Below are 22,125 nucleotides of genomic sequence, written 5' to 3'. Positions count from 1 at the left end.
TCGGAAGAGCTTTGGATGGCCGAGACATGGCGGCGCTACGAAACGGTTCAAGGTCTCCGGGTTCAAAAAAAGCCAGTTCGGCCCTGCGGCAACGCCGCTGCAAGCTAATCCGCACTCACCCGGTCATAATCATCGACGCCCTTGCGGTTCGTCGCCGCACCGATCCGATCCATGGAGACACCATGCCGTCGTTCGCCCGCCTGATCCGGAGCCTGGCCGCCCTGGCCAGCCTCAGCCTGTTCGCCCTGCCCGCCCTGGCGCAGGATGATGACAACCTGCTGCCGGTCACCCAGGCCTTCCATCTCACCACCGATGCCAGCCAGCCGGGTGTGGTGAAGCTGCACTGGCGCATCGCCCCGGACTACTACCTGTACCGTGGCCGGATCAAGATCAAGGCGGCTGATCCCGCCACGGTGAAGCTCGGCGAGCCGGCCCTGCCCGATGGCATCAAGAAGCACGACGAGTACCTGGGTGACGTCGAGATCTACCACGGGGACATCGAGGCCACGCTGCCTTACACCCTGGCCGATGCGGCGAACAAGACACTGGCCCTCGATGTGCAGTACCAGGGCTGCCACGAGGTGGAGCCGAAGATCTGCTACCCGCCGAACACCGAGCACCTGAAGCTCACCATCGGCGGCCCATCGACGATTCCCGGCGACACGGGCCCTGCGGCGCCAGCGGCAAAGGGCAACGGCGCCGCGCTGCTCGGCTCCCCGGCGGCCACCCCGGGTACCGACGCGCAAGCGCTCCCGGCCGACCAGGCGTTCCGCTTCGAAGCCCTTGCGAAGGACGGCAAGAGCCTGCTCCTGCGCTGGACGATGCCCAAGGATTACTACCTCTACCGCGACAAGACCGAGATCAAGGTCACCTCGCCAGCGGGCGTAAGCGCAGGCGAGCCGGACTGGCCCAGCGGCATCGCCCACCACGACGAGCACTTCGGCGACACCATCGTGTATTTCGACCAGGTGGAAGTGCCGGTGCCACTGACGGGCGCGGATGCGTCGAAGAAGGTGGAGCTGGACATCGCCTACCAGGGCTGCCTGGAGAATGGCATTTGCTACCCGGTCATGACCCGTCACTTGAGCGCGGACCTCGCCTCGGGCGCTGTCACCGTGAGCAACACCGCCGAATCGGCCCCGGCCACCGCGACGCCCGCCGAGGTCGCCCCCACGCCGCCACCCGCCGACTTGATGCCCGGTGGCGAAGCGAAGGTCGGCTTTATCGCCGCGATCGGCCTGGCCCTGCTGGGCGGCCTCATCCTCAACCTGATGCCCTGCGTGCTGCCGGTGCTGTCGCTGAAGGCGATCACGGTGCTGGAAAGCGGTGAAAGCCCCGCGGCCGCCCGTAAGCATGCCCTTTGGTACACGGCGGGCGTCATGTTGGCGTTCACGCTGCTGGGCCTTGTCGTGGTCGGTATCCGTGCGGCCGGGCACGGCCTGCAGTGGGGTGCCCAGTTCCAGCAGCCCGTGATCGTCGGCGCGCTCGTCTACGTCATGCTCGCGATCGGCCTTTCCATGTCGGGCGTGTTCGAGGTGGGTGGCTCCCTGGGTAACGTGGGTAGCGGCCTGGCGTCGCGCTCGGGCCCCACCGGCGATTTCTTCACCGGCGTACTGGCCGTGGTCGTCGCCAGCCCGTGCACCGCGCCGTTCATGGGCTCGGCCATAGCGTTCGCCTTTGCCGCGCCGCTCTACGTGGCCTTCCTTATTTTCGTGGCCCTGGGGCTGGGCCTGGCGCTGCCCTTCCTGCTAATGGGCTTCGTGCCCGCCGTGGCGCGCATGTTGCCCCGCCCGGGCCGTTGGATGGAGACGCTGAAGCAAGCGCTCGCATTCCCGATGTACCTCACGGCCGTGTGGCTGCTGTGGGTGCTGGCCAAGCAGCGCGGTGCGGATGCCGCGGCACTCGTGCTGGGTGGCGGCGTCCTGCTGGCCATGGCCCTGTGGTGGTACGGGCGCAGCCGTGGCGGGCGGATTGCCTGGGTGTTCACGGCGGTGCTCGGTATCGGTGCGGTGGCCGCCCTCTGGACCGTGCACGGCCTGCCCGCGCCGACGACCACGCAGGTGGCCTCGGATGGCTCCGTGCCGTATTCACCGGCGAAACTCGCCGAGCTTCGCGCGGCCGGCACACCGGTGCTCGTCGACATGACCGCTGACTGGTGCATCACCTGCAAGGCCAATGAGCGCGCCGTGCTGGATACCGATGCTTTCCGCGACCTGCTCAAGCGCACCGGCACCGTCTATATGAAAGGCGACTGGACCGATGTGAACACCACGATTGCGGCCTTCCTGGAGCAGTGGCATTCCGTCGGCGTCCCGCTCTACGTCGTGTACCCCAAGGGCGGTGGCGAAGGTAAGAAGCTCTCGACCGTGCTGACCCAGGACACCGTCCGGCAGGCGCTGGATACCGCATCCGGGTCATGAGGCGCGGCCCCACCTTCTGGATCGTTTTGCTCGCCGTAGCGGCGGCAGCGCTGGGCCTGTGGCTTGAATACAGGCGCCAGCATCCGTCGCAAATCGACGGGGTGACGATCGCGGTGGTGGGTGACATGGCACCTGACGCGACGTGGCTCAGCACCGACGGCAAGCCGCGGCCGCTCAAGGATTGGCGCGGCAAGAAGGTGCTGATCAACTTCTGGGCCACCTGGTGCGGCCCGTGCCGGCAGGAAATGCCGCTGCTGAGCGCCGCAGCCAAGGGTGCCAGCGACCATGGCGTGATGATCCTCGGCGTTGCCGAGGACATTGCGCCGGCCGTTCGTGCCCACCTGCTCAAGGACCCCGTGGCGTACCCCATTGTCATCGGCGCCAGCGATGCCCCCGGCGGCTCGCTCTCGTTCGGTAATACCCGGCAGGTGTTGCCTTACAGCGTCCTGGTCGGCGCAGATGGGCGTATCCTCCGCCGCAAGATGGGTACGTTCAGCGAAGCAGAGCTCGCCGAATGGCTCGCGCCCTGAGTCTTTAGGAACCCCCATGGATACCCTGCCCTCGCATGAGGAAGCCATCGACGCGACGCGAACGTGGCTCGAACGTGCCGTTATCGGCCTCAATCTCTGCCCCTTCGCCAAAGCCGTGCATAAGAAGGGCCAGGTGCGTTACGTGGTGAGCGATGCCACCCAGCCCCTGCAACTCCACGAGGACCTTGTCCGTGAGCTCGAGCTGCTGCGCGATACCGACCCGGAACAGGTCGACACGACGCTGCTGATCCACCCGGGCGTACTGGCCGATTTCATGGACTTCAATGAGTTCCTCGAAGTAGCGGACGATACCGTCGCCGATCTCGACCTGGAGGGCGAGATCCAGGTCGCCAGCTTCCACCCGGATTTCCAGTTCGAGGGCACCGGCAGCGACGACATCACCAATTACACCAATCGCTCGCCGTTTCCGACGTTGCACCTGTTGCGGGAGGCCAGCATAGACCGGGCCGTCGCCGCCTTCCCGGATGCCTCGACGATCTTCGAGGCGAACATGGAAACGCTCGACAAGCTCGGGATCGAGGGCTGGAAGAAACTCTTCTCCATGTAGGAGCGGGCCTCTCCACCATACGGCCGCGTGTGGAATGTTGCGATCTACCGCGAACTGCGGCGATCTCCACCGAACTGGACAACGCGGGCGGACAGGCGCACACTGCGCGGCGTTCCGGCATTCCGGACCACAGGCACAGGTGAACAGTGGCCAGGATCCTCGTCCTGCACGGACCCAACCTCAATCTTCTGGGCGTACGCGAGCCGTCGGTGTATGGGCGCGAAACGCTGAACGACATCAACGCGTCGCTGCTGGCCCGAGCCCAGGCGGCGGGTCACGACCTGACGTACTACCAGTCCAACGCCGAGTACGAGCTGATCAACCGGATCCATCAGGCGCGCGACGAAGGCACGGCCTGGATCCTGATCAACCCGGCCGCGTTCACGCACACCTCGGTGGCCCTGCGCGATGCGCTGGCCGGCGTGGCGATCCCGTTCATCGAGATCCACCTCTCCAACCCGCATGCCCGCGAGCCGTTCCGGCACCACTCGTATATGTCTGACCTGGCCAGCGGCGTGATCTGCGGCTTCGGTGGCGACAGCTACCGGCTGGCCCTGGAAGCCGCGCTGCTGCGCCTGGCCGTCCCGGCCGCCTGAATTCCCTTTCGTGGCGCCCACGGCGCCCGCCCCACCACCAAAAAGGTTTGTCCCATGGACCTGCGCAAGATCAAGAAGCTCATCGACCTGCTCGAGGAATCGAACCTCGCCGAGCTGGAAATCAAGGAAGGCGAAGAAGTGGTCCGCCTGTCGCGCGTGCCCAAGGGCGGCGTGGCCGTGGCCGCCCCGCAGGTCTACGCCGCACCGGCAGCCCCCGCGGCTGTGGCGGCCCCCGTTGCCGCCGCGCCTGCCGCGCCGGCGGCTGAGCCCGGCCTGCCGGCAGGCCACACCGTGAAGGCCCCGATGGTCGGTACGTTCTACGCCGCTTCCACCCCGGGTGCACCGGCATTCGCCACCGTGGGCCAGCAGGTGAAGGCTGGCGAGACGATCGGCATCATCGAGGCGATGAAGATGTTCAACCAGATCGAGGCCGACGTGTCGGGTACGGTCGTTGCGATCCTGGTCGAGAACGGCCAGCCGGTGGAATTCGACGAACCGATGTTCGTCATCGCCTGAGGCGCCCGTCATGCTCGAGAAGGTCGTCATTGCCAACCGCGGCGAAATCGCGCTGCGGGTGCTGCGCGCGTGCCACGCGCTCGGCATCAAGACGGTCGCGGTGCACTCCACCGTCGATCGCAACCTGAAGCACGTCGGCCTGGCCGATGAATCGGTATGCATCGGCCCGGGTCCCTCGGCCGGTAGCTACCTCAATATCCCGGCGATCATCGCGGCCGCCGAAATCACCGATGCCGGCGCGATCCACCCGGGGTACGGCTTCCTCTCGGAAAACGCCAACTTCGCCGAACAGGTGGAGAAGTCGGGCTTCGTGTTCATCGGCCCGACCGCTGATGTCATCCGCCTCATGGGTGACAAGGTGGAAGCCATCCGCGCCATGAAGGCTGCCGGCGTGCCGTGCGTGCCCGGCTCGGGCGGCCCGCTGGGCGATGATGTGGACGAGAACATCCGCATTGCCCGCGAGATCGGTTACCCGGTCATCATCAAGGCCGCCGGTGGCGGTGGCGGCCGCGGCATGCGCGTCGTGCGCACCGAAGCCCACCTCGCCAACTCCATCGTGATGACCAAACAGGAAGCCAAGGCGGCTTTCAGCAACGATCAGGTCTACATGGAGAAGTTCCTGGAGAACCCGCGCCACGTGGAAATCCAGGTGCTGGCCGATGGCCAGGGCAACGCCATCCACCTCGGTGAGCGCGACTGCTCCATGCAGCGTCGCCACCAGAAGGTGGTGGAAGAAGCGCCGGCACCAGGCATCACCCCGGAACTGCGTGCCGAGATCGGCAAGGTCTGCGTGGATGCGTGCATCCGCATCGGCTACCGCGGCGCGGGTACGTTCGAGTTCCTGTTCGAAAATGGCCGCTTCTACTTCATCGAGATGAACACCCGTATCCAGGTGGAACATCCGGTGACGGAGCTGATCACCGGCATCGACCTGGTCCGCGAGCAGCTGCTGATCGCCAGCGGCCACAAGCTCTCGATCCGCCAGGAAGATATCGTGCTCACCGGCCATGCCATCGAGTGCCGCGTCAACGCCGAGGATCCCGATACCTTCATGCCGAGCCCTGGCACGGTGAAGCGCTTCGAGGCACCGGGCGGCCCGGGCGTTCGCGTCGATACGCATCTTTATGATGGCTACCGTATCCCGCCGAACTACGACTCGATGATCGGCAAGATCATCGTGCACGGCCCGGATCGCGCCACCGCCATCGCGCGTATGCGCATGGCGCTGAACGAGACGGTGATCGAGGGCGTGAAGTGCAATATTCCGCTTCAGCAGCGCATCATGGCTGACGTGGGCTTCCAGCAGGGTGGGCAGAACATCCACTACCTGGAAAAGCGCATGGCGGAGCAGAAAGAAAAAGAAGCACCGCACGCCGAATAAAAAAAATCCCGCCGAAAGGCGGGATTTTTTTTCAGGCGCTCTTGCGCCGGCCGCTGATGCGCACCCAGTCTTCCAGCGTGCGCACTTCCAGGTCTTCGAACCACTCGGCATAACGCACGAGCAGCTCTTCGTGCTGGCCGAACAGGACCCCAGAGAGCGCAAACGGCGCACCCGGCTTCACGGCGGCCGCGAACGTAGGCGCAAGTTCGCCCAGCGGGCCAGCCAGGATGTTGGCGACCAGCACATCGGCGAGCTCGGTGGGCGCCTCGCCCGGAAGGTACACGTCGAGCGACGCGGATACACCATTGCGTTCGGCGTTGTCATGCGATGCGATCAGCGCCTGCGGATCGTTATCGATACCTACCGCCCGCGCGGCGCCGCACTTGAGCGCCGCGATGGCCAGGATGCCCGAGCCACAGCCGTAATCGAGCACCAGCTGCCCCGCCATCTGCTGGCCATCCAGCCACTCCAGGCACATGGCCGTGGTGGGATGCGTGCCGGTGCCGAACGCCAGGCCCGGATCCAGCCGCACCACTACGATGCCGCCATCCTCCGGCGGATCGATGTTCCACGGGTACACCCACAAGCGGCGGCCAAACGGCATCGGCTTGAACTGGTCCATCCATGCACGCTCCCAGTCCTGGTCTTCCACTTCGCGCCAGGTGATCTGCGCGGGCTCGATAAACGGCAGGTCGTCCGCGATGGCGGCCGTGAGCCCCCGGCGGTCCGCGTCAATATCGAACAGGGCATTCAGCACGATCTGGTTCCACAGGGGGATTTCACCCACGCCCGGCTCGAAGATCGCCTCCTCATCAGGGGTCTCAGCATCGGCATCCTGCAGTGTGACGGACAGCGCGCCGAGGTCTTCGAGCGCGGCTTCGACGCGCGGCTGTTCCGCGGCGCGGATCGTCAGGGAAAGTTCGAGCCAGGGCATCGTCGGGCCAGGGTGAGGAGTGGGACTGACGATTCTACCGGGCGCGCACGCTATGATCGAACGATGTACACCCAGTGCCCCGAGTGCCTCACCGTCTATAAAGTGGAAGCCGAACTGCTGGTGCCGGCCTGCGGCTGCCTGCGCTGCAGCCATTGCGGCAGCATCTTCAACGCATTGGGGACACTGGCTGCCAACCTGCCGCCGGAGCCGTTCACCCGCCTGGTGGAGCACGCGCTGGACCAGGATCCGCCTGTCGCCGATATCGCCGTGTTCAGGCCACGCCAGCCACCCGAGGCCCCGGCATTCGAACCCCCACAGGCGCTGGTGGTGGAGGACGCCGCCGAACTCACGGAACCCACGGCGGCGGTCGGCGAAGATTTCTCCCAGCTCACCTTCACGCCCAAGTTCGCACGTGCGGCGAAGCGGCGCTCGTGGCGTAGTGCGGCGTGGGTAACGGTATGCGCCCTGCTCGTGCTCGGGCTCGGTGCACAGCTCGCCTGGGCCAAGCGCGATTCCCTGGTGGCCGATCCCACCTTTGGCCCGGTGCTGCAAACCGGCTGCGCGGTGCTGGGATGCCAGCTGCCGCTGGTCGCCGCGCCGGCGGAACTGCGCCTGATGGCCCGCGATGTGGAGCAGCACCCTTCGGTGCCCGATGGCCTGTTGATCACGGCCAGCGTGCACAACGATGCCCGCTTCGCGCAGCCCTACCCTGTCGTCACCATCGTGCTTTCCGATGGCAACGGCCAGCGCCTGGCCATGCGCCGCTTTCAGCCCGAGGACTACGTGGGCGACGCGGCCGCGCGCGCCCACGGCCTGGCCGGCGGTGCCACGACCGCCATGGTGTTCGAGGTGCAAGACCCAGGCCAGCACGCGGTCGCTTTCGCATTCAGCTTTGAGTGACCATTCGAAAAAATTTCTTTTTGCAAGCCTGCACTTCGACCCGGCAGGCGAGTACACTCAATCCCCTTCGCGACTTCCGGCCAGCCTTGCGCGGCGCCCGCGTCGCATTCGCGATCACGAGAACACGAACCGTCCGGCGCCCTGGCTCCGGCGTGCGAGAGGGACATGCCTTGAACGCTGTGAGACTTACTGCCGCCGAGGCCGCCAACGAAACCTCCATGCAGAGTGCTCTCAGCGAATGCGTCAGCCGTACCGTACGCCGCTATCTTGCGGACATCGGTGACACCGAAGGCGGTGAAGGCCTGCACGCGCTGGTCATCCGCGAGGTCGAAGGCCCCCTGCTCCGCGAAGTCCTGGCGTTCCATGAAGGCAACCAGAGCCGGGCTGCGGCCGCGCTTGGCATCAACCGTGCCACGCTGCGCAAAAAGCTGGCTGCCCACGGTATTTCCTGATCCATCCGGCCGCCCGGCCTTTGGGCGGCTATAATGGCGCGCTTTCCCCTCCCGGAAAGTGTCCATGTCCACGCCCGACCTCGTCCCCGTCCGCCGCGCGCTTATCAGCGTCTCCGATAAGAACGGCCTGACCGACCTCGCCCGCCGCCTCGCCGCGGCCAACGTCGAAATCCTCTCCACGGGCGGCTCCGCCAAGGCATTGCGCGATGCGGGCATTCCCGTGCGCGACGTGGGTGATCTCACGGGCTTCCCCGAGATCATGGATGGCCGCGTGAAGACCCTGCACCCGAAAGTGCATGGTGGCCTGCTGGGTCGCCGTGGCAAGGATGATGTCGTGATGGCCGAGCACGGCATCGTGCCGATCGATCTGCTGGTACTGAACCTGTACCCCTTCGAGCGCACCGTGGCCAACCCTGAATGCACGCTGGAGGACGCGATCGAAAACATCGATATCGGCGGCCCGGCCATGCTGCGTGCAGCGGCAAAGAACTGGAACGACGTGAGCGTACTGACCGATCCTGCGCAGTACGACGCCGCGCTCGCCGAGATCGAAGCGAAGGGCGGTCTCTCGCGTGCGTCGCGCTTCGCGTTTTCCGTCGCCGCCTTCAATCGCGTATCGAATTACGACGCAGCGATCAGCGATTACCTCTCGGGTGTCACGCTGGATGACACGCATACGGCCGTCGCGGGCCATAGTGAATTCCCGGCGCAGTCGAATGGCCGCTTCGTGAAGGTGATGGACCTGCGCTACGGCGAGAACCCGCACCAGGCCGGTGCGTTCTATCGCGACCTGTACCCCGCCGCTGGCACGCTGGCCACATTCCGCCAGTTGCAGGGCAAGGAACTCTCGTTCAACAACATCGCCGATGCCGATGCGGCATGGGAGTGCGTGCGCCAGTTCGATGCACCGGCCTGCGTGATCGTGAAGCACGCGAACCCGTGCGGCGTCGCTGTCGCGGCCGATCCGCTCGCGGCGTATGAACTGGCCTATGCGACCGACCCGACGTCGGCGTTTGGCGGCATCATCGCGTTCAATCGTCCGCTCGATGCGGAGACCGCAAAGGTGATCCTGAAGCGCCAGTTCGTGGAAGTGCTGATCGCCCCGGTCGTTGAAGCCGGCGCGGTGGACGAAGCCGCGAAGAAGGCGAACGTGCGCGTGCTCGAGATCCCGATGGGCGATGGCCGCAACACGCACGACATCAAGCGCGTCGGTTCCGGCCTGCTGGTGCAGACCGCCGACCACCGCCAGGTAACCCGCGACGAACTCAAGGTCGTCAGCAAGGTGCAGCCCACCGCCGCCCAGCTCGATGACCTGCTGTTCGCCTGGCGCGTGGCCAAGATGGTGAAGTCCAACGCCATCGTTTACGCAAAGGACCAGCGCACGATCGGCGTGGGCGCCGGCCAGATGAGCCGCGTGGTCAGCGCGAAGATCGCTGGCCTGAAGGCCGAGGAAGCCGGCCTGGTGGTACCGGGTAGCGTCATGGCCTCCGATGCGTTCTTCCCGTTCCGTGATGGCATTGATGCGGCGGCAGCGGCAGGCATCGCGGCAGTGATCCAGCCAGGCGGCTCCATGCGCGATAACGAAGTGATTGCCGCGGCCGATGAGCACGGCATGGCGATGGTGTTCACCGGCATCCGCCACTTCCGCCACTAAAAAGAAAGGCCGCCCATCTGGCGGCCTTTTTTCTGGCGATGCGCTTGCAGGAGCGCGCCTGCGCGCGATCGGTGACGCGGTGAAAACCGGTTATCGCCGCGTCACCGGTCGCGCGCAAGGCGCGCTCCTACAGGGGTGTTCGCAACGTTTTTCCGCACCGCATACTTCCGCGCCAGCACCGCACACGTCATCAGCTGGATCTGGTGAAACAGCATGATCGGCAGGACGATCAGGCCGAGCGGGTGGCCGGCAAAGAGTACCTTCGCCATCGGCACGCCCGATGCGAGGCTCTTCTTCGAACCGCAGAACACAATCGTGATTTCATCTTCGGTATCGAAACCGAGGGCACGCGCGCCGTACCGCGTCGCCAGCAACGCCAGTGCGAGCAACACCGCATTAACCACTACCAGGCCACCCAGTACCGGCAATGGCAACTCGTGCCACAGGCCCTGCAGCACGGCGGCGCTGAAAGCGGTGTACACCACCAGCAGGATCGAGCCGCGATCGACGAACGTGAGCAGCACGGCGTGCTTGCGCACCCAACCGCCGATCCAGCGCTGGGCCACCTGGCCGGCCACGAACGGCACGAACAGCTGCACGACGATCGCGCCGATCGAATGCCATGACAGCGCACCCTGCCCTGAACCGGCAATCATCAGGCCCACGAGTAGCGGCGTGATAAAGATGCCCAGCAGGCTGGACGCCGACGCGGACACGATGGCCGCCGGCACGTTGCCCCGGGCAATCGAGGTGAAGGCGATCGACGACTGCACCGTGGACGGCAACGTGCAAAGGAACAGGATGCCGAGATAGAGGTCCGGCGAGACCAGCGGCGAAAGGACGGGCTTCAGCAGCAGCCCCAGCAGCGGGAACAGCACGAACGTGCTGGCCAGGACCGTCAGGTGCAGGCGCCAGTTCGTCATGCCAGAGACCACGGCATCGCGTGACAGCTTCGCGCCGTGCAGGAAGAACAGCAGGGCGATGGCGATATCGGTCAGTGCGCCGAATCCCTGGGCGACAACGCCACGGCAGGGCAGGAAGCTGGCCAGCAGCACCGTGGCGACCAGGGAAAGGGTGAAACCATCGGGCAGGAAGCGGCGCATGGCGAAGTCAGGCAGCGTGGGTGAGGTGCTTATTGCACCGCCATCTCGTTGATAAGGCAATTCGTTTTATCTTATCCAGTGATACGATATTCACATGAATGTCTCGTTGCGCCAGCTTCGCGCCTTCCTCGCCGTGGCGGGCCACCGGCATTTCCGCCGTGCCGCCGAGGCGCTCCATCTCACGCAGCCCGCCGTCAGCCGGCTCATCGCCGACCTGGAGGCCGAACTGGATGTGCGCCTGTTCGATCGGAGCACGCGCGAGGTTATCCCCACGGAAGCGGGGCGCTATCTCGAGCAGGCCCTGGCACGGGTCCTGGATGAACTCGATGGGGTGCTGAGCCACGCCCGAACCCAGGCGGATCCCTTCAGGGGCCGCGTCCGTCTGGCTGCCGTGCCCACCTTGTCGGCCGGCTTGGTGCCCGCGGGTATCGCCCGGTGTGCGGCCGAAGCCCCGTCCATCGAGATCATCCTGCGCGACCAGAACCAGGCACAGGTGCTTGATGCGGTGCGCGGTGGCGAAGTGGACTTCGGCCTGACGGTCGAGCCGGCAACCCATGAAGAATTCGACGCGGAGACGATTCTTCGTGACCCGTTCCTTTTGGTATGCCGCGATGACCACCGCTTTGCAAACGGCCCATCGCTGGCATGGCCTGCGCTATCGGGCGAGCCGCTGATCCTCCTCGACCATGCCTCGGGCAGCCGCCGGCTGATCGATGCCGCCCTTGCCCGGCAAGGTGTCGACGCAAGCGTGGCCATTGAAGTCGGCCATCCTCACACGGCGTTCCGCATGGTGGAGGCGGGCCTGGGCATCACCATTACACCGGCACTCTCTCTGGATGCCTTGCGCCCCGGCCTTGTAGCGCTGGATCTCACGCCGGAGGAGCACCGCAACGTCACGCTGTTGCGCCGACGCGCACGGTCACTATCGCCGCCCGCCCAGACGGTATGGAACGCCTTCCGCGACATCGCGCTCACGCTGGCTTGAACGCAGCGCCGCGATCCTTGCCACCTTCCGGCAAGGAGATCGCGCATGGCTTACCAGCTTTACTACTGGACCGGCATCCAGGGCCGCGGGGAATTCGTCCGTCTCGCCCTTGAGGATGCTGGGGCGGCGTACGTCGATGTGGCGCGTGAGGAAGGCGACGGCGTGTTGACGCCGTGGCTCGATGGGCAGCACGACGGCGCGCTGCCATACGCACCGCCGTTCCTGAAGTCAGGACGGCTCGTTATCGCCCAGGTCGCCAACATCCTGCAGTATCTGGCGCCGCGCCACGGGCTGGTTCCGGAAACGGAGTCGAAACGGATCTACGCCCACCAGTTGCAGCTGACCATCGCCGACCTGGTTGCCGAGGCGCACGATGTCCACCACCCGGTGGGCGCCGGGCTGTACTACGAGGACCAGAAGGACGAGGCGAAGCGCCGTGCGAAAGAATTCCGCGACTCGCGGATTCCCAAGTTCCTGCATTATTTCGAGAACGTCGTGGAACGCAATGGCGGTAAACACGCGCTGCGCGAATTCACCTATGTGGATCTGTCGCTATTCCAGGTCATGTCGGGCCTGACGTATGCGTTCCCGAAGTGCATGGCGCGACAGAAGCTGCCGTTGCTCAGGGACGTGGCCAGGCGCGTGGAAGCGCGGCCTAACATCGCGGCGTATCTCTCATCGAACCGCCGCATACCGCACAGCGAAGACGGCATCTTCCGCCACTACGCCGAACTCGATGGCTAACATCGATGCGGCTATGCGCCGTTGTAGGAGCGCGCTCGCGCGCTCCTACAGGAGCAGGGCCATGACGGATCAGTCAGAACCAGCCGGCTTGGGCGCCGCGCCCCACTCGTAAACCTTGAAGTAGACCGGGTCCACCTTGGAGACGCCCGGGTCACGCACCAGCTTGCCATCGGGGTTGGCCATGACCTGGTAGGGCACGCCGTTTTTCGGGGTGACGCGGATCATGGTGAGCTTGCCGCCCGTGCGGTATTCCTCAACCGTATCCGTGCCCTCGGTGTGCACCGTCACCTGCGGCGCCGGGTTGCCGTTGCCGTCGAGCGGCGTGCCATCGTCACGCATGGCCGGCAGGTTGGCCGCCGTCACCTTGCTGCCCTGGGCATCGGAGGTGGCCGGGGTCGACTGGGTCTCCTGCGCCTGGTCGTAAGGCACGGGCCGCTCGACCGGCTTCTGGCCTGAGCGGTCGGGCTCGCCCGCCTTTACGCCAGGATCGTTCAGGCCCGGGGGCGGAAGTGCCTTCAGCTGCTTCGGGTCCTGCGTGGTCTGTGCCGCGGCGGGCAGGGACAGGGCCAGGAGCAGTGCCGCGGCCAGGGCATGCGTGCGTTTCATGGGAGATCTCCATCCGGGGGTAGCGAGCATAGCAAGCCATGGGACCCACGCCACGTGAACAGGCACCCCCGGGCGCCCCGTGAGAGAATCGGTGCATGCCTACGCTCACCCTTATCGACGGGTCCTCGTACCTGTACCGCGCGTTCCACGCGCTGCCGCCCCTGACCAACGCGCACGGCGAACCGACCGGCGCCTTGTTCGGCATCGTCAACATGCTGCGCACCACCATGAAGGCCGGTTCCGATTACGTCGCCTTCGTGTGCGATGCCCCGGGGCGTACCTTCCGCGACGACCTGTACCCTGAGTACAAGGCCAATCGCCCGTCCATGCCCGATGACCTGCGCGCACAGATCGAGCCGATGATGAAGATCGTGGGCGCCCTTGGCTTCCCCATTCTCTGCGTCACTGGCGTCGAGGCCGATGACGTCATCGGCACGCTTGCCCGGCAGGCCAGCGCCGCCGGCATCCACACCATCATCTCGACGGGCGACAAGGATTTCGCCCAGCTGGTCGGCCCGGATATCCAGCTGATCAACACGATGACGAACACCACGATGGATACGGACGGTGTCATCGCGAAGTTCGGCGTTCGCCCGGAACAGATCGTGGATTACCTCACGCTGATGGGCGACAGCATCGACAACGTGCCCGGCGTCGAAAAATGCGGCCCGAAGACGGCCGCGAAATGGCTGGCGGAATACCCGAACCTCGATGCACTGATCGCCAGCGCCGACAAGATCGGCGGCAAGATCGGCGAGAACCTGCGCGCGGCCATTCCCCGTCTTCCGCTGTCGCGAGAGCTGGTCACGATCCGCACTGACGTGCCGCTTGATCAGGCGCCAACCGACCTGGCCATGCGCCCGCGTGATGTGGATGCCCTGCGTGAACTCTATGCGCGCTACGACTTCAAGGCGGCGCTGAAGGAGCTCGATAGCGGTACCGATACGCCTGCCGCCGCGGCACCCGTCGTGGCCGCCGCGCCGGCGCCTGCCGTGGTGACCGATGTATACAGCGGCCCCGGCGACTACGAGCTGGTGCTCACCGAGGATCGCCTCGCCGCGTGGCTGGAAAAGCTCGAAACCGCGCCGTTGATCGCGTTCGATACCGAGACCACCAGCATTGATTCCATGCTGGCCGAGATCGTGGGCGTATCCCTTGCCGTCGAACAGGGCAAGGCGTGCTACATCCCCGTGGCGCACGATTACCCCGGTGCCCCGGCGCAGCTATCCCGAGAGCACGTGCTCGGTGCGCTCAAGCCCATCCTTGAAGATGCCTCGCGGCCCAAGGTCGGCCAGCATGGCAAGTACGATATCAACGTGCTGTCGCACTACGGCATCGCCGTGAAGGGCCTTGCGCACGACACGATGCTTGAGTCGTACATCTTCAATGCCACCGCCACGCGCCATGACATGGATTCGTTGGCCCAGCGTTACCTTGGTTACACCACGGTGAAGTACGAAGAGATCTGCGGCAAGGGCGCCAAGCAGATCTCGTTCTCGCAGGTGGATATTGAAACCGCGGGCAAGTACGCCGCCGAGGATGCGGACATCACGCTGCGCCTGCACCACACGCTATGGCCGAGGCTGGAAGCCGAGCCGTCGCTGCGCTCGGTGTACCTGGATATCGAAATCCCGGTCGTGCCCGTGCTTGCGAAGATGGAACAAACCGGCGTCCTGATTGATGCCAATGAGCTGCGCATGCAAAGCCAGGAGCTGGGCAAGCGCATGCTGGAATTGCAGCAGAAGGCCTACGCCGCGGCCGGGCACGAGTTCAACATGGATTCGCCCAAGCAGCTGCAGACCGTGCTGTTCGAAGAACTCGGTCTGCCGGCGAAGCTCAAGACGCCGACGGGCCAACCGTCGACGAATGAGGAGGCGCTCGAAGCGCTCGCCGATTCGCACGAACTGCCGCGGGTAATCCTGGATTACCGCGGCCTGGCCAAGCTGCGCTCCACGTACACCGACAAGCTCGCCGGCATCGTGAACCCGCGGACCGGCCGCGTGCACACCAGTTACCACCAGGGTGCCGTCGCAACGGGGCGCATCAGCTCGTCCGATCCCAACCTGCAGAACATCCCCGTGCGCACCGAGGAAGGCCGGCGCATCCGCCAGGCATTCGTGGCACCGCCTGGCTGGCGCATCGTCGCGGCAGATTACTCGCAGATCGAACTGCGCATCATGGCCCACCTCTCCGGTGACGAAGGCCTTGTACGCGCCTTCTCCGAAGGGGGTGACGTACACCGCGCGACCGCTGCTGAAGTCTTCGGCGTGCCGCCCGAGGAGGTCACCAGCAACCAGCGCCGTGCCGCCAAGGCGATCAACTTTGGCCTCATGTACGGTATGAGTGCGTTCGGCCTCGCCCGCCAGCTCGGGGTGGACCGGGGTGAAGCCTCCGACTACATGGCGCGCTACTTCTCCCGCTTCGCGGGCGTACGTGCCTTCATGGATGCCACCCGTGAACAGGCCCATCAGGTCGGTTACGTCGAAACACTGTTTGGCCGCCGCCTTTACCTGGAGAACCTGAAGTCACGAAACCAGGCGTTGCGTGCCGGCGCCGAGCGTGCCGCCATCAACGCGCCCATGCAGGGCACGGCGGCCGACATCATCAAGCGCGCCATGATCGCCGTGGCCGCCTGGATCGAAGGACGGGACGATGTGCGCCTGCTCATGCAGGTACACGACGAACTCGTACTGGAAGTGCGCGAGGACGCCGTTGAGGCTTTAAAGGTTGCGATTGAAACCAAGATGAGCGGCGCGGCCACACTGAGTGTCCCGCTGCAGGTGTCCGTTGGCGTCGGCGCGAACTGGGATGAGGCGCACTGACCCGGCATTTAGACGTCTAAATCGTAATAATTTCGTTTACCGGTACCCGAAGACGTGATGCAAGTCACTGATTTTGATAGCCATGAACGAAGCCTGAGTTTTTTTCGAAATTCATTGCAACTTCTGGCCCTGTTAGCCGTCTATATCTACGGACGCACGCAACGGCGTCCCATCGGTGGGCCCCACCTCCCTGGGGCCACCTCCGTGGATGGCGAATCTTCCCCTGGGTTCGCCATCCCACCCCGCCCCGGCAGCTCCCCTGGCTGCCGGGGTTTTTTTTCGTCCGGCATCAGGGATCCAGGCGCACCCAGCGCTTATCGACCTTGGCGCATACGTGCTCACCACCGCCCGGACATGGCGCAAGCCGTCCCGCGGCCTGCGCCGCATTGATCTGACGAACCCAACGGGTTTCGCGCAAGCTGTGCTGTGCTTCCCATATGGCATAACCCGCCGTACCGATCACGGCGAACGATCCGATCGTCGAGGCGATGAATGCCTTCCAGGCGAAGGCCGTTTGCAAACGCCCACCGGACACCATCCGTGCTTCCAGCCGGGAAGCCGCATCTTCCAACCGGATTTCCGATGCGCGGATCACCTCGCCGAATCGCACGATGGCATCCGTCGTGCCCTGATCCAGCGCTTCGCTAGCGGCCTGACGCAGATCCGTGGAAACCTGAGCCGATGCCGAGAGCGCGTGCTGCACCTGATGACCCATCGCCTGGCTCGCCTGCAGGGTCTGCTTCGCCACAGCATCCAGGCGCTTTTCGATTCGCCCTGTCACCGCCGCCAGCTTCACCGTCAGCGACTTCACATCTTCTTCGTCCATGGGCCTTGCTCCTTACATCGCCATCGCCATCGAAGGCGCCTGTTGTTGGTCTTGCTGTTGTTGGTCTTGCTGTTGTTGGTCTTGCTGTTGTTGCTGCTGTTGGGCCAGCATCTGTTCGGCCAGCGCTTGCTGGTGGTTATGCTCGAGACCGGTCTGCAGGAAATCCTGGCCTTCGTATGACTGGAGGTAGTCGCTACCTACTTCATCGAACGCCTTGTCGTTCCCCGTTTGCGCCGCCGCGACGAGTCGATCAAACGGATCACCCTGGTCGATCAGGGGCCGATGCTGCGCCTCGCTCAACGGGATCTGCCACCACGCCATGTCCGGCAGCCGGTTCGTTGTTTCTTTATTCAACTCGCTACCGGGCATGGGATCGCGAATCGTGCGTATATCACCTGGCGCATGCGAGGGCAGGTAGTTGAGCTTGCCATCGACACCCTTGGCTTCTGCTGTGCCGAAGCGCCGATCAGTCCGCTGAATACCCGCGTGGTTCAGTGCGGCCCACGTGTAGTCGACGCAGTTATTTCTGAAATCCTTGTATGTCAGATCGAAGCCATAGCGATCGGGATTGGGGCCGAATTCATTGAGCTTGTCGAACTGCACCTTCGATATCTCGAGAGTACGCGCATACATAGGATCCTGGTATGTGTCAGCATCATTTGTCTGCGGCTCGCCTGGTCCGTAAATATCGCCATGTTCTGCTGGCGCAAAGCCCCAGCTGCGCTTCTGCTCGCCATCGTCGGTCTGATAATAGACATGCCCCGGCACCGACCGAGTCAGATGTTCCTTACCGTGAATATCAAACTCGCGCATTACGGTCCCCGGAGCCGCCACATAGACGGTGACTGTGTATCGTTTGGCGTCCATGTCGTGTCCTTACTTAAAGTGCCTGTACTCACGCTCGACGGTTAACCACGACACGATCGGTTCGAATATCTCAGCGTCGTCTAACGTCTCGACGTCGAAGCGGTACCGTCCGTAATCCGGCGGCATGAACCTAACCACTTCCATGTGTGCCACCCGGCCGTCTGTGCCACTCATCGACACATTCGCGATATCTGTTCCTCGTTCCTCCATGCTCACCGGATAGCAGTACATTTTTCGGGCGGGGTCGTATTCCTGTGCGTGATCATTCACGGACACCAGCTCCTCGTTCCCATGCGCGTCTATACGGAACAACCTGACCTTGAGGTAGAGCCGCGAGGTTGGGGGGCGGCTCCAAAAGGACTGAAGCGGGTCCCCTGTTTCGGGCCTGACGTACTTGAACGCCAGCATGTAGCTCTCTCGGATTTCGACGTTGGTCGGGACGCTGAAGGGCACGCTTATGGTGTTTCCCTTACGCGCGACCGAGAACGGCGCGCTCGCAAACGGCGGCGCAGCTTTCTCCGCACAAGCGCCCAGCGCGACACACACGGCCATCGATGCCACCACCTCCGCTCGCATTCCATCCTCCGCTACCGAAGGGCGCAGCATGCGTGTCGAAAAGCCCCATGTAAACACCTAACTGATTGAGATATATAGCAAATGAGAACCGCCTCATGAGAATTTCGCGCATTTAGGTAGCTGTTGCGGCATGACTTGACACCGGTGTCAGTCCGTTACACCCTGATGACGAATCCGGTGCGGGGGCACCTTGGATGGCGTGATCCACCCTTTGGGTCGAAGCGTTGGGGAAAAACGGGGATGCTCTTTCTCGCGGGCGATATTGGCGGTACCAACGGCCACGTGGCGCTCATGCGCGCGGCCGACGATCGCCCCGGTCACATCGAGACGCTGGCGTACCGCGTGTACCCCTGCGCGGCGTTCCCGTCGCTCGCCGAGCTGATCCGGACCTTCATCGATAGCGAGGTACGTGCGCCGGTATCGCACTGCGTGCTCGCGTGCGCCGGCCAGGTGATGGGCGATGAGGTCGCAAACGACAACCTTGCATGGCCAATCCTGCCCGCCGCGTTGCGCGCGACGCTGGGCCTGGCCGATGTCGCGATTCTCAACGATTTCGAGGCACTCGGGTACGCCATCGACGGGCCGCTCGCGGAGAGTGGCCGGCATCTGTGCGGCCCCCAACTTCGCGGCGTGGGGCCATCGCTCGTGGTTGGCCCCGGTACGGGCCTCGGCGCCGCGATCTACGTGCCCCACGCCACCGGGGGGACGGTGCTGACGACGGAAGCCGGGCAGATGGACTTCGCTCCGCATTCGGTGCGTGAGCGCGATGTGCTCGCGTGGCTGGCACCTGAAGGCGGCTACGTGCCCGTTGAACTCATTGTCTCCGGGCCGGGCCTGCTGACGGCCTATGAAGCGCTGTGCGCGCTGGATGGCGTGATGCCTGCGCTGGCGACGCCGAAGGCGGTGACGGCGGCGGCCGCGGAGGAAAGCGACAGCCGTGCCGTGGAAGCGGTGGCGCTGTTTTGTGCGGCGCTGGGCAGCTTCACGGGCAACCTGGCCATGAGCTACCTGCCTACGGGTGGCATCTTCCTCGCCGGCGGATTTCTTTCCTCCATCTTTGATCTGCTCAAGCAAAGCGCCTTCGAAGAGCGCTTCCTGCACGGGCGAAGTGTCCGCGCCATGCTGGCGCAGGTGCCGGTGTGGGTTACCGAGCACGGTAGCCACGGCGTGCAGGGTGCCGCCCGGTGGTACATGCACCACCGCGAAGCGACGCGTACCGCCTTCGCCGAAGGTGCCGTCGCATGACAGGGCGCGCGCCACTGCCGGGGCTTCGGCGATGTATCGCGGCCAGCGTTGCCGTCGCGATCGGTACGCTGGCGGCGGCCGCCTGCGCGGCCGACGTGGCGCCGTCCGGGTGGTCGTTACTGCCGATGCCAGCCCTCGCAAGACCGCTTGGGTCCGGTGTGGTCACCATCGCCGGGGGCGCTACAGTTGCCGTACGTGGTGACGATTCGGCAGCCTTGAAGGCCGTCGTGGGCAACTTCGCACAGCGCGTGGCGAGCGTACGCGGGCTACCGCTACGCACCACCGCAAGCGGTGACGGCACCGCCACGATCACGTTTGAGATCAAGGCCGACGCGTCCGTGGTCGGTGATGAAGGCTACGCAATAACCATCGACAAGGCCGGCATCCTCGTCACCGCGCGTACCGTTCGCGGTGCCTTCAACGGCAGCGCCACCGTATGGCAATTGCTCACGCCCCCGGGATGGACACGCGGCGCCGTGGCGCAGGTGCCCTACGGCAGCATCGAGGACCACCCCCGGTTCGCATGGCGCGCCCTGTTGCTTGATTCCAGTCGGCACTACCAAAGTGCTGACGAGATCAAAAAGCTGATCGACTGGATGTCGCTCGACAAGCTCAACGTCCTCGTCTGGCACATCACGGACGACCAGGGCTGGCGCCTGCCCGTTCCAAAATACCCCGAGCTGGCCACCAAAGGTGGTTGCCGGGAGGCGGTCGGGAACGACAGCGAGGTTTCGGGTGGCCGTGACACCCCCTATTGCAAGGTGTACACGGCTGCGGAGATCGGCGACATCGTGCGCTACGCCGCCGAACGCAACGTCGAGATCGTGCCGGAGATCGATCTACCTGGTCATTCGCAAGCCACGATCGCCGCCTACCCGTGGCTGGGCGTGACAGGCAAGCGCCCGCCTGTCTGGACCGACTGGGGCGTCAGCCCCTGGTTGCTTAACCCGAACGCGAAGACCTTGCAGTTCGTCAACGACGTGATGGACGAGGTCATGCGCCTGTTCCCGTCGCGCTATGTCTCCATCGGTGGTGACGAGGCGGACAAGCAGCAGTGGAATGCCTCGCCCGAGGTCAACGCGCAGATGAAGGCATTGAAGCTCGCGAGCATGGATGAGCTGCAAGGCTGGTTCATGCGGCAGGTGGCTTCGTACCTGGTGGCTCACGGGCGTACGCCGGTGGGCTGGGATGACGAAGTGGATGCCGGCGTCGCGCTACCCCGCGAGCAGGTAGTGATGTCCTGGCACGGGGACCACGATGAACGCGTCGCCCTCGCCGCGCTTCGCCAGGGCCACGATGTCGTCATGACGCCGCAGGAGTCGCTGTACTTCGATCACCTGCAATCCACGCATCCAGGCGAATGGGCCGGGCCGCCGCCGGTCGTGTCGCTGCGCCAGGCGTATGACACCCAGCTCATCCCTCCTGGCACCACGCCCGAGGAGGCGACGCACATCATCGGCGTGCAGGCCGGGCTGTGGGCCGAGCAATTGCTGACATTCGCAAACCACCAACACGCGACCTTCCCTCGCATCGCCGCACTGGCCGAGCTTGGCTGGTCGCCCGCCGCCAGCCACGACTGGAGCGGCTTCCTGGGGCGCCTGCCTGCCGAGTTACGACGTTACCGCGTATTGGGCATCGCGAGCGCGGACACGGCGTTTGCCGCTACGTTCGATGTATCGCCCGAGGCCTCGGGTGGCTTCCGTGTCACGCTCGCCAACCAGGCCGTTGGCGGCGACATTCGTTACACGACGGACGGCACCGAGCCAGGCGTTCATTCCCCGCTATACACACAACCCTTTACGCAGCCCGCTGGCACGACGATGCGGGCCGCCGTCTATGCCGCCGACGGCACCCTGCTCGCCGCCGCCCGGTCGATTCGGCTGGATGACACCACGCGATACAGCCGTGAAAGCACCGCACTGCAGACCTGTTCCGGCGAACCGGCATCGCGCCTCCAGGGCGCGAAATCCGCTGGGGGCACCCGTCCGGTTTATTCGGTGGAGATTGGCAACGCATGCTGGCTGTGGCCCCAGGCAAACGTAGAGGGCGCCACGCGTGTCACAGTGACCGCGGAACGGCTGCCATGGCGATACGGCGACGAAGCCCGCGGTGCGATCGTGCGCGATCGCCACGGGCGGGGTGATGCCATCGAGATCCATGTGAACGGCTGCGACGGCCCGCCACTTGCGACCGCGCCGCTGGCAGCCACCGCGCCATCGGGAGGCCAGGTGCGCAGAGAGGCAAAGCTCTCTACACCCATCGGTGCTGATGCGAAGGCTTTGTGCGTTTTTGTAACGGGCGATCCACGCGAGGGGCAGTGGGCGCTGGGGACCATTTCGTTTTCTAAGTAGGGCGGCGCGCAGGGGCGCGTCGCGGGTTGGGGAAAACCAGATAGCACCA

General features: G+C 64.8%; 20 protein-coding genes. 14 read left to right on the top strand and 6 right to left on the bottom strand.

Annotated elements, in window-relative coordinates; translation table 11 throughout:
• Positions 1-182: 182 nt before the first annotated feature.
• From L2Y97_RS02760 to accC, 6 genes are all read left to right on the top strand, one after another.
• The gene (locus L2Y97_RS02760; RefSeq protein WP_247432685.1) at positions 183-2,420 is read left to right on the top strand and encodes a protein-disulfide reductase DsbD family protein; all 2,238 of its coding nucleotides are present in this window, start codon (positions 183-185) and stop codon (positions 2,418-2,420) included.
• A complete protein-coding gene (locus L2Y97_RS02755; protein ID WP_247432683.1) occupies positions 2,417-2,950 on the top strand; it encodes a TlpA family protein disulfide reductase in 534 nt (177 codons plus the stop codon). The genes L2Y97_RS02760 and L2Y97_RS02755 overlap by 4 nt, the downstream gene beginning before the upstream one ends.
• A 16-nt stretch (positions 2,951-2,966) precedes the next feature.
• A complete protein-coding gene (locus L2Y97_RS02750) occupies positions 2,967-3,518 on the top strand; it encodes a DUF1415 domain-containing protein (RefSeq protein WP_247432680.1) in 552 nt (183 codons plus the stop codon).
• Between the two features lie 146 nt (positions 3,519-3,664).
• Complete coding sequence (aroQ, locus tag L2Y97_RS02745; protein WP_247432677.1) at positions 3,665-4,114, top strand: type II 3-dehydroquinate dehydratase; 450 nt, start codon at positions 3,665-3,667, stop codon at positions 4,112-4,114.
• Positions 4,115-4,168: 54 nt separating this feature from the next.
• Positions 4,169-4,630 (top strand): acetyl-CoA carboxylase biotin carboxyl carrier protein, encoded by a 462-nt coding sequence (gene accB, locus L2Y97_RS02740; protein ID WP_247432674.1) that lies wholly within the window; start codon positions 4,169-4,171, stop codon positions 4,628-4,630.
• 10 nt (positions 4,631-4,640) lie between these two features.
• Entirely contained in the window at positions 4,641-6,011 is a 1,371-nt protein-coding gene (gene accC / locus L2Y97_RS02735) for an acetyl-CoA carboxylase biotin carboxylase subunit (protein WP_247432671.1), read from the top strand.
• 31 nt (positions 6,012-6,042) lie between these two features.
• Here the strand turns inward: accC and prmA are convergent, their stop codons facing one another.
• Complete coding sequence (gene prmA / locus L2Y97_RS02730; RefSeq protein WP_247432669.1) at positions 6,043-6,945, bottom strand: 50S ribosomal protein L11 methyltransferase; 903 nt, start codon at positions 6,943-6,945, stop codon at positions 6,043-6,045.
• A 63-nt stretch (positions 6,946-7,008) separates the two neighbouring features.
• Between prmA and L2Y97_RS02725 the strand changes: the two genes are divergently transcribed.
• From L2Y97_RS02725 to purH, 3 genes are all read left to right on the top strand, one after another.
• The gene (locus L2Y97_RS02725; protein ID WP_247432667.1) at positions 7,009-7,845 is read left to right on the top strand and encodes a zinc-ribbon and DUF3426 domain-containing protein; all 837 of its coding nucleotides are present in this window, start codon (positions 7,009-7,011) and stop codon (positions 7,843-7,845) included.
• Between the two features lie 218 nt (positions 7,846-8,063).
• Positions 8,064-8,297, top strand: coding sequence for a helix-turn-helix domain-containing protein (locus L2Y97_RS02720; RefSeq protein ID WP_247331966.1), 234 nt, complete (start codon positions 8,064-8,066; stop codon positions 8,295-8,297).
• Between the two features lie 64 nt (positions 8,298-8,361).
• Positions 8,362-9,951 (top strand): bifunctional phosphoribosylaminoimidazolecarboxamide formyltransferase/IMP cyclohydrolase, encoded by a 1,590-nt coding sequence (purH, locus tag L2Y97_RS02715; RefSeq protein WP_247432664.1) that lies wholly within the window; start codon positions 8,362-8,364, stop codon positions 9,949-9,951.
• 101 nt (positions 9,952-10,052) lie between these two features.
• Here the strand turns inward: purH and L2Y97_RS02710 are convergent, their stop codons facing one another.
• Entirely contained in the window at positions 10,053-11,054 is a 1,002-nt protein-coding gene (locus L2Y97_RS02710; protein ID WP_247436657.1) for a bile acid:sodium symporter family protein, read from the bottom strand.
• 94 nt (positions 11,055-11,148) lie between these two features.
• Here L2Y97_RS02710 and L2Y97_RS02705 point away from each other — a divergent pair, with 94 nt between their 5' ends.
• Complete coding sequence (locus L2Y97_RS02705) at positions 11,149-12,039, top strand: LysR family transcriptional regulator (protein WP_247432661.1); 891 nt, start codon at positions 11,149-11,151, stop codon at positions 12,037-12,039.
• Between the two features lie 45 nt (positions 12,040-12,084).
• Entirely contained in the window at positions 12,085-12,783 is a 699-nt protein-coding gene (locus L2Y97_RS02700) for a glutathione S-transferase (protein WP_247432658.1), read from the top strand.
• A gap of 69 nt (positions 12,784-12,852) precedes the next feature.
• Here L2Y97_RS02700 and L2Y97_RS02695 read toward each other — a convergent pair whose 3' ends face one another.
• On the bottom strand, positions 12,853-13,389 hold the full coding sequence (locus L2Y97_RS02695) for a DUF2782 domain-containing protein (protein WP_247432655.1): 537 nt from the start codon (positions 13,387-13,389) through the stop codon (positions 12,853-12,855).
• Positions 13,390-13,484: 95 nt separating this feature from the next.
• Between L2Y97_RS02695 and polA the strand changes: the two genes are divergently transcribed.
• The gene (polA, locus tag L2Y97_RS02690) at positions 13,485-16,211 is read left to right on the top strand and encodes a DNA polymerase I (RefSeq protein ID WP_247432652.1); all 2,727 of its coding nucleotides are present in this window, start codon (positions 13,485-13,487) and stop codon (positions 16,209-16,211) included.
• A 289-nt stretch (positions 16,212-16,500) separates the two neighbouring features.
• Here the strand turns inward: polA and L2Y97_RS02685 are convergent, their stop codons facing one another.
• From L2Y97_RS02685 to L2Y97_RS02675, 3 genes are read right to left on the bottom strand one after another with little or no spacing between them, the layout of a single operon-like run.
• Positions 16,501-17,037: a hypothetical protein gene (locus tag L2Y97_RS02685; protein ID WP_247432649.1), complete on the bottom strand. Its 537-nt coding sequence runs from the start codon at positions 17,035-17,037 to the stop codon at positions 16,501-16,503.
• 12 nt (positions 17,038-17,049) lie between these two features.
• Complete coding sequence (locus tag L2Y97_RS02680) at positions 17,050-17,904, bottom strand: hypothetical protein (RefSeq protein ID WP_247432646.1); 855 nt, start codon at positions 17,902-17,904, stop codon at positions 17,050-17,052.
• Between the two features lie 9 nt (positions 17,905-17,913).
• Positions 17,914-18,480, bottom strand: coding sequence for a hypothetical protein (locus tag L2Y97_RS02675; RefSeq protein ID WP_247432644.1), 567 nt, complete (start codon positions 18,478-18,480; stop codon positions 17,914-17,916).
• A gap of 240 nt (positions 18,481-18,720) precedes the next feature.
• On the opposite strand from L2Y97_RS02675, the gene L2Y97_RS02670 reads away from it, so the two are divergent.
• Complete coding sequence (locus L2Y97_RS02670; protein ID WP_247432641.1) at positions 18,721-19,725, top strand: glucokinase; 1,005 nt, start codon at positions 18,721-18,723, stop codon at positions 19,723-19,725.
• Positions 19,722-22,076: a beta-N-acetylhexosaminidase gene (locus L2Y97_RS02665; RefSeq protein WP_247432638.1), complete on the top strand. Its 2,355-nt coding sequence runs from the start codon at positions 19,722-19,724 to the stop codon at positions 22,074-22,076. The genes L2Y97_RS02670 and L2Y97_RS02665 overlap by 4 nt, the downstream gene beginning before the upstream one ends.
• Positions 22,077-22,125: the final 49 nt, after the last annotated feature.

The sequence above is a fragment of the Luteibacter aegosomatissinici genome (assembly GCF_023078495.1).
Taxonomy (GTDB): domain Bacteria; phylum Pseudomonadota; class Gammaproteobacteria; order Xanthomonadales; family Rhodanobacteraceae; genus Luteibacter; species Luteibacter aegosomatissinici.
The sequence above is the reverse complement of the archived record's forward strand: the minus strand, read 5'-3'. Positions and strand labels throughout refer to the sequence as shown.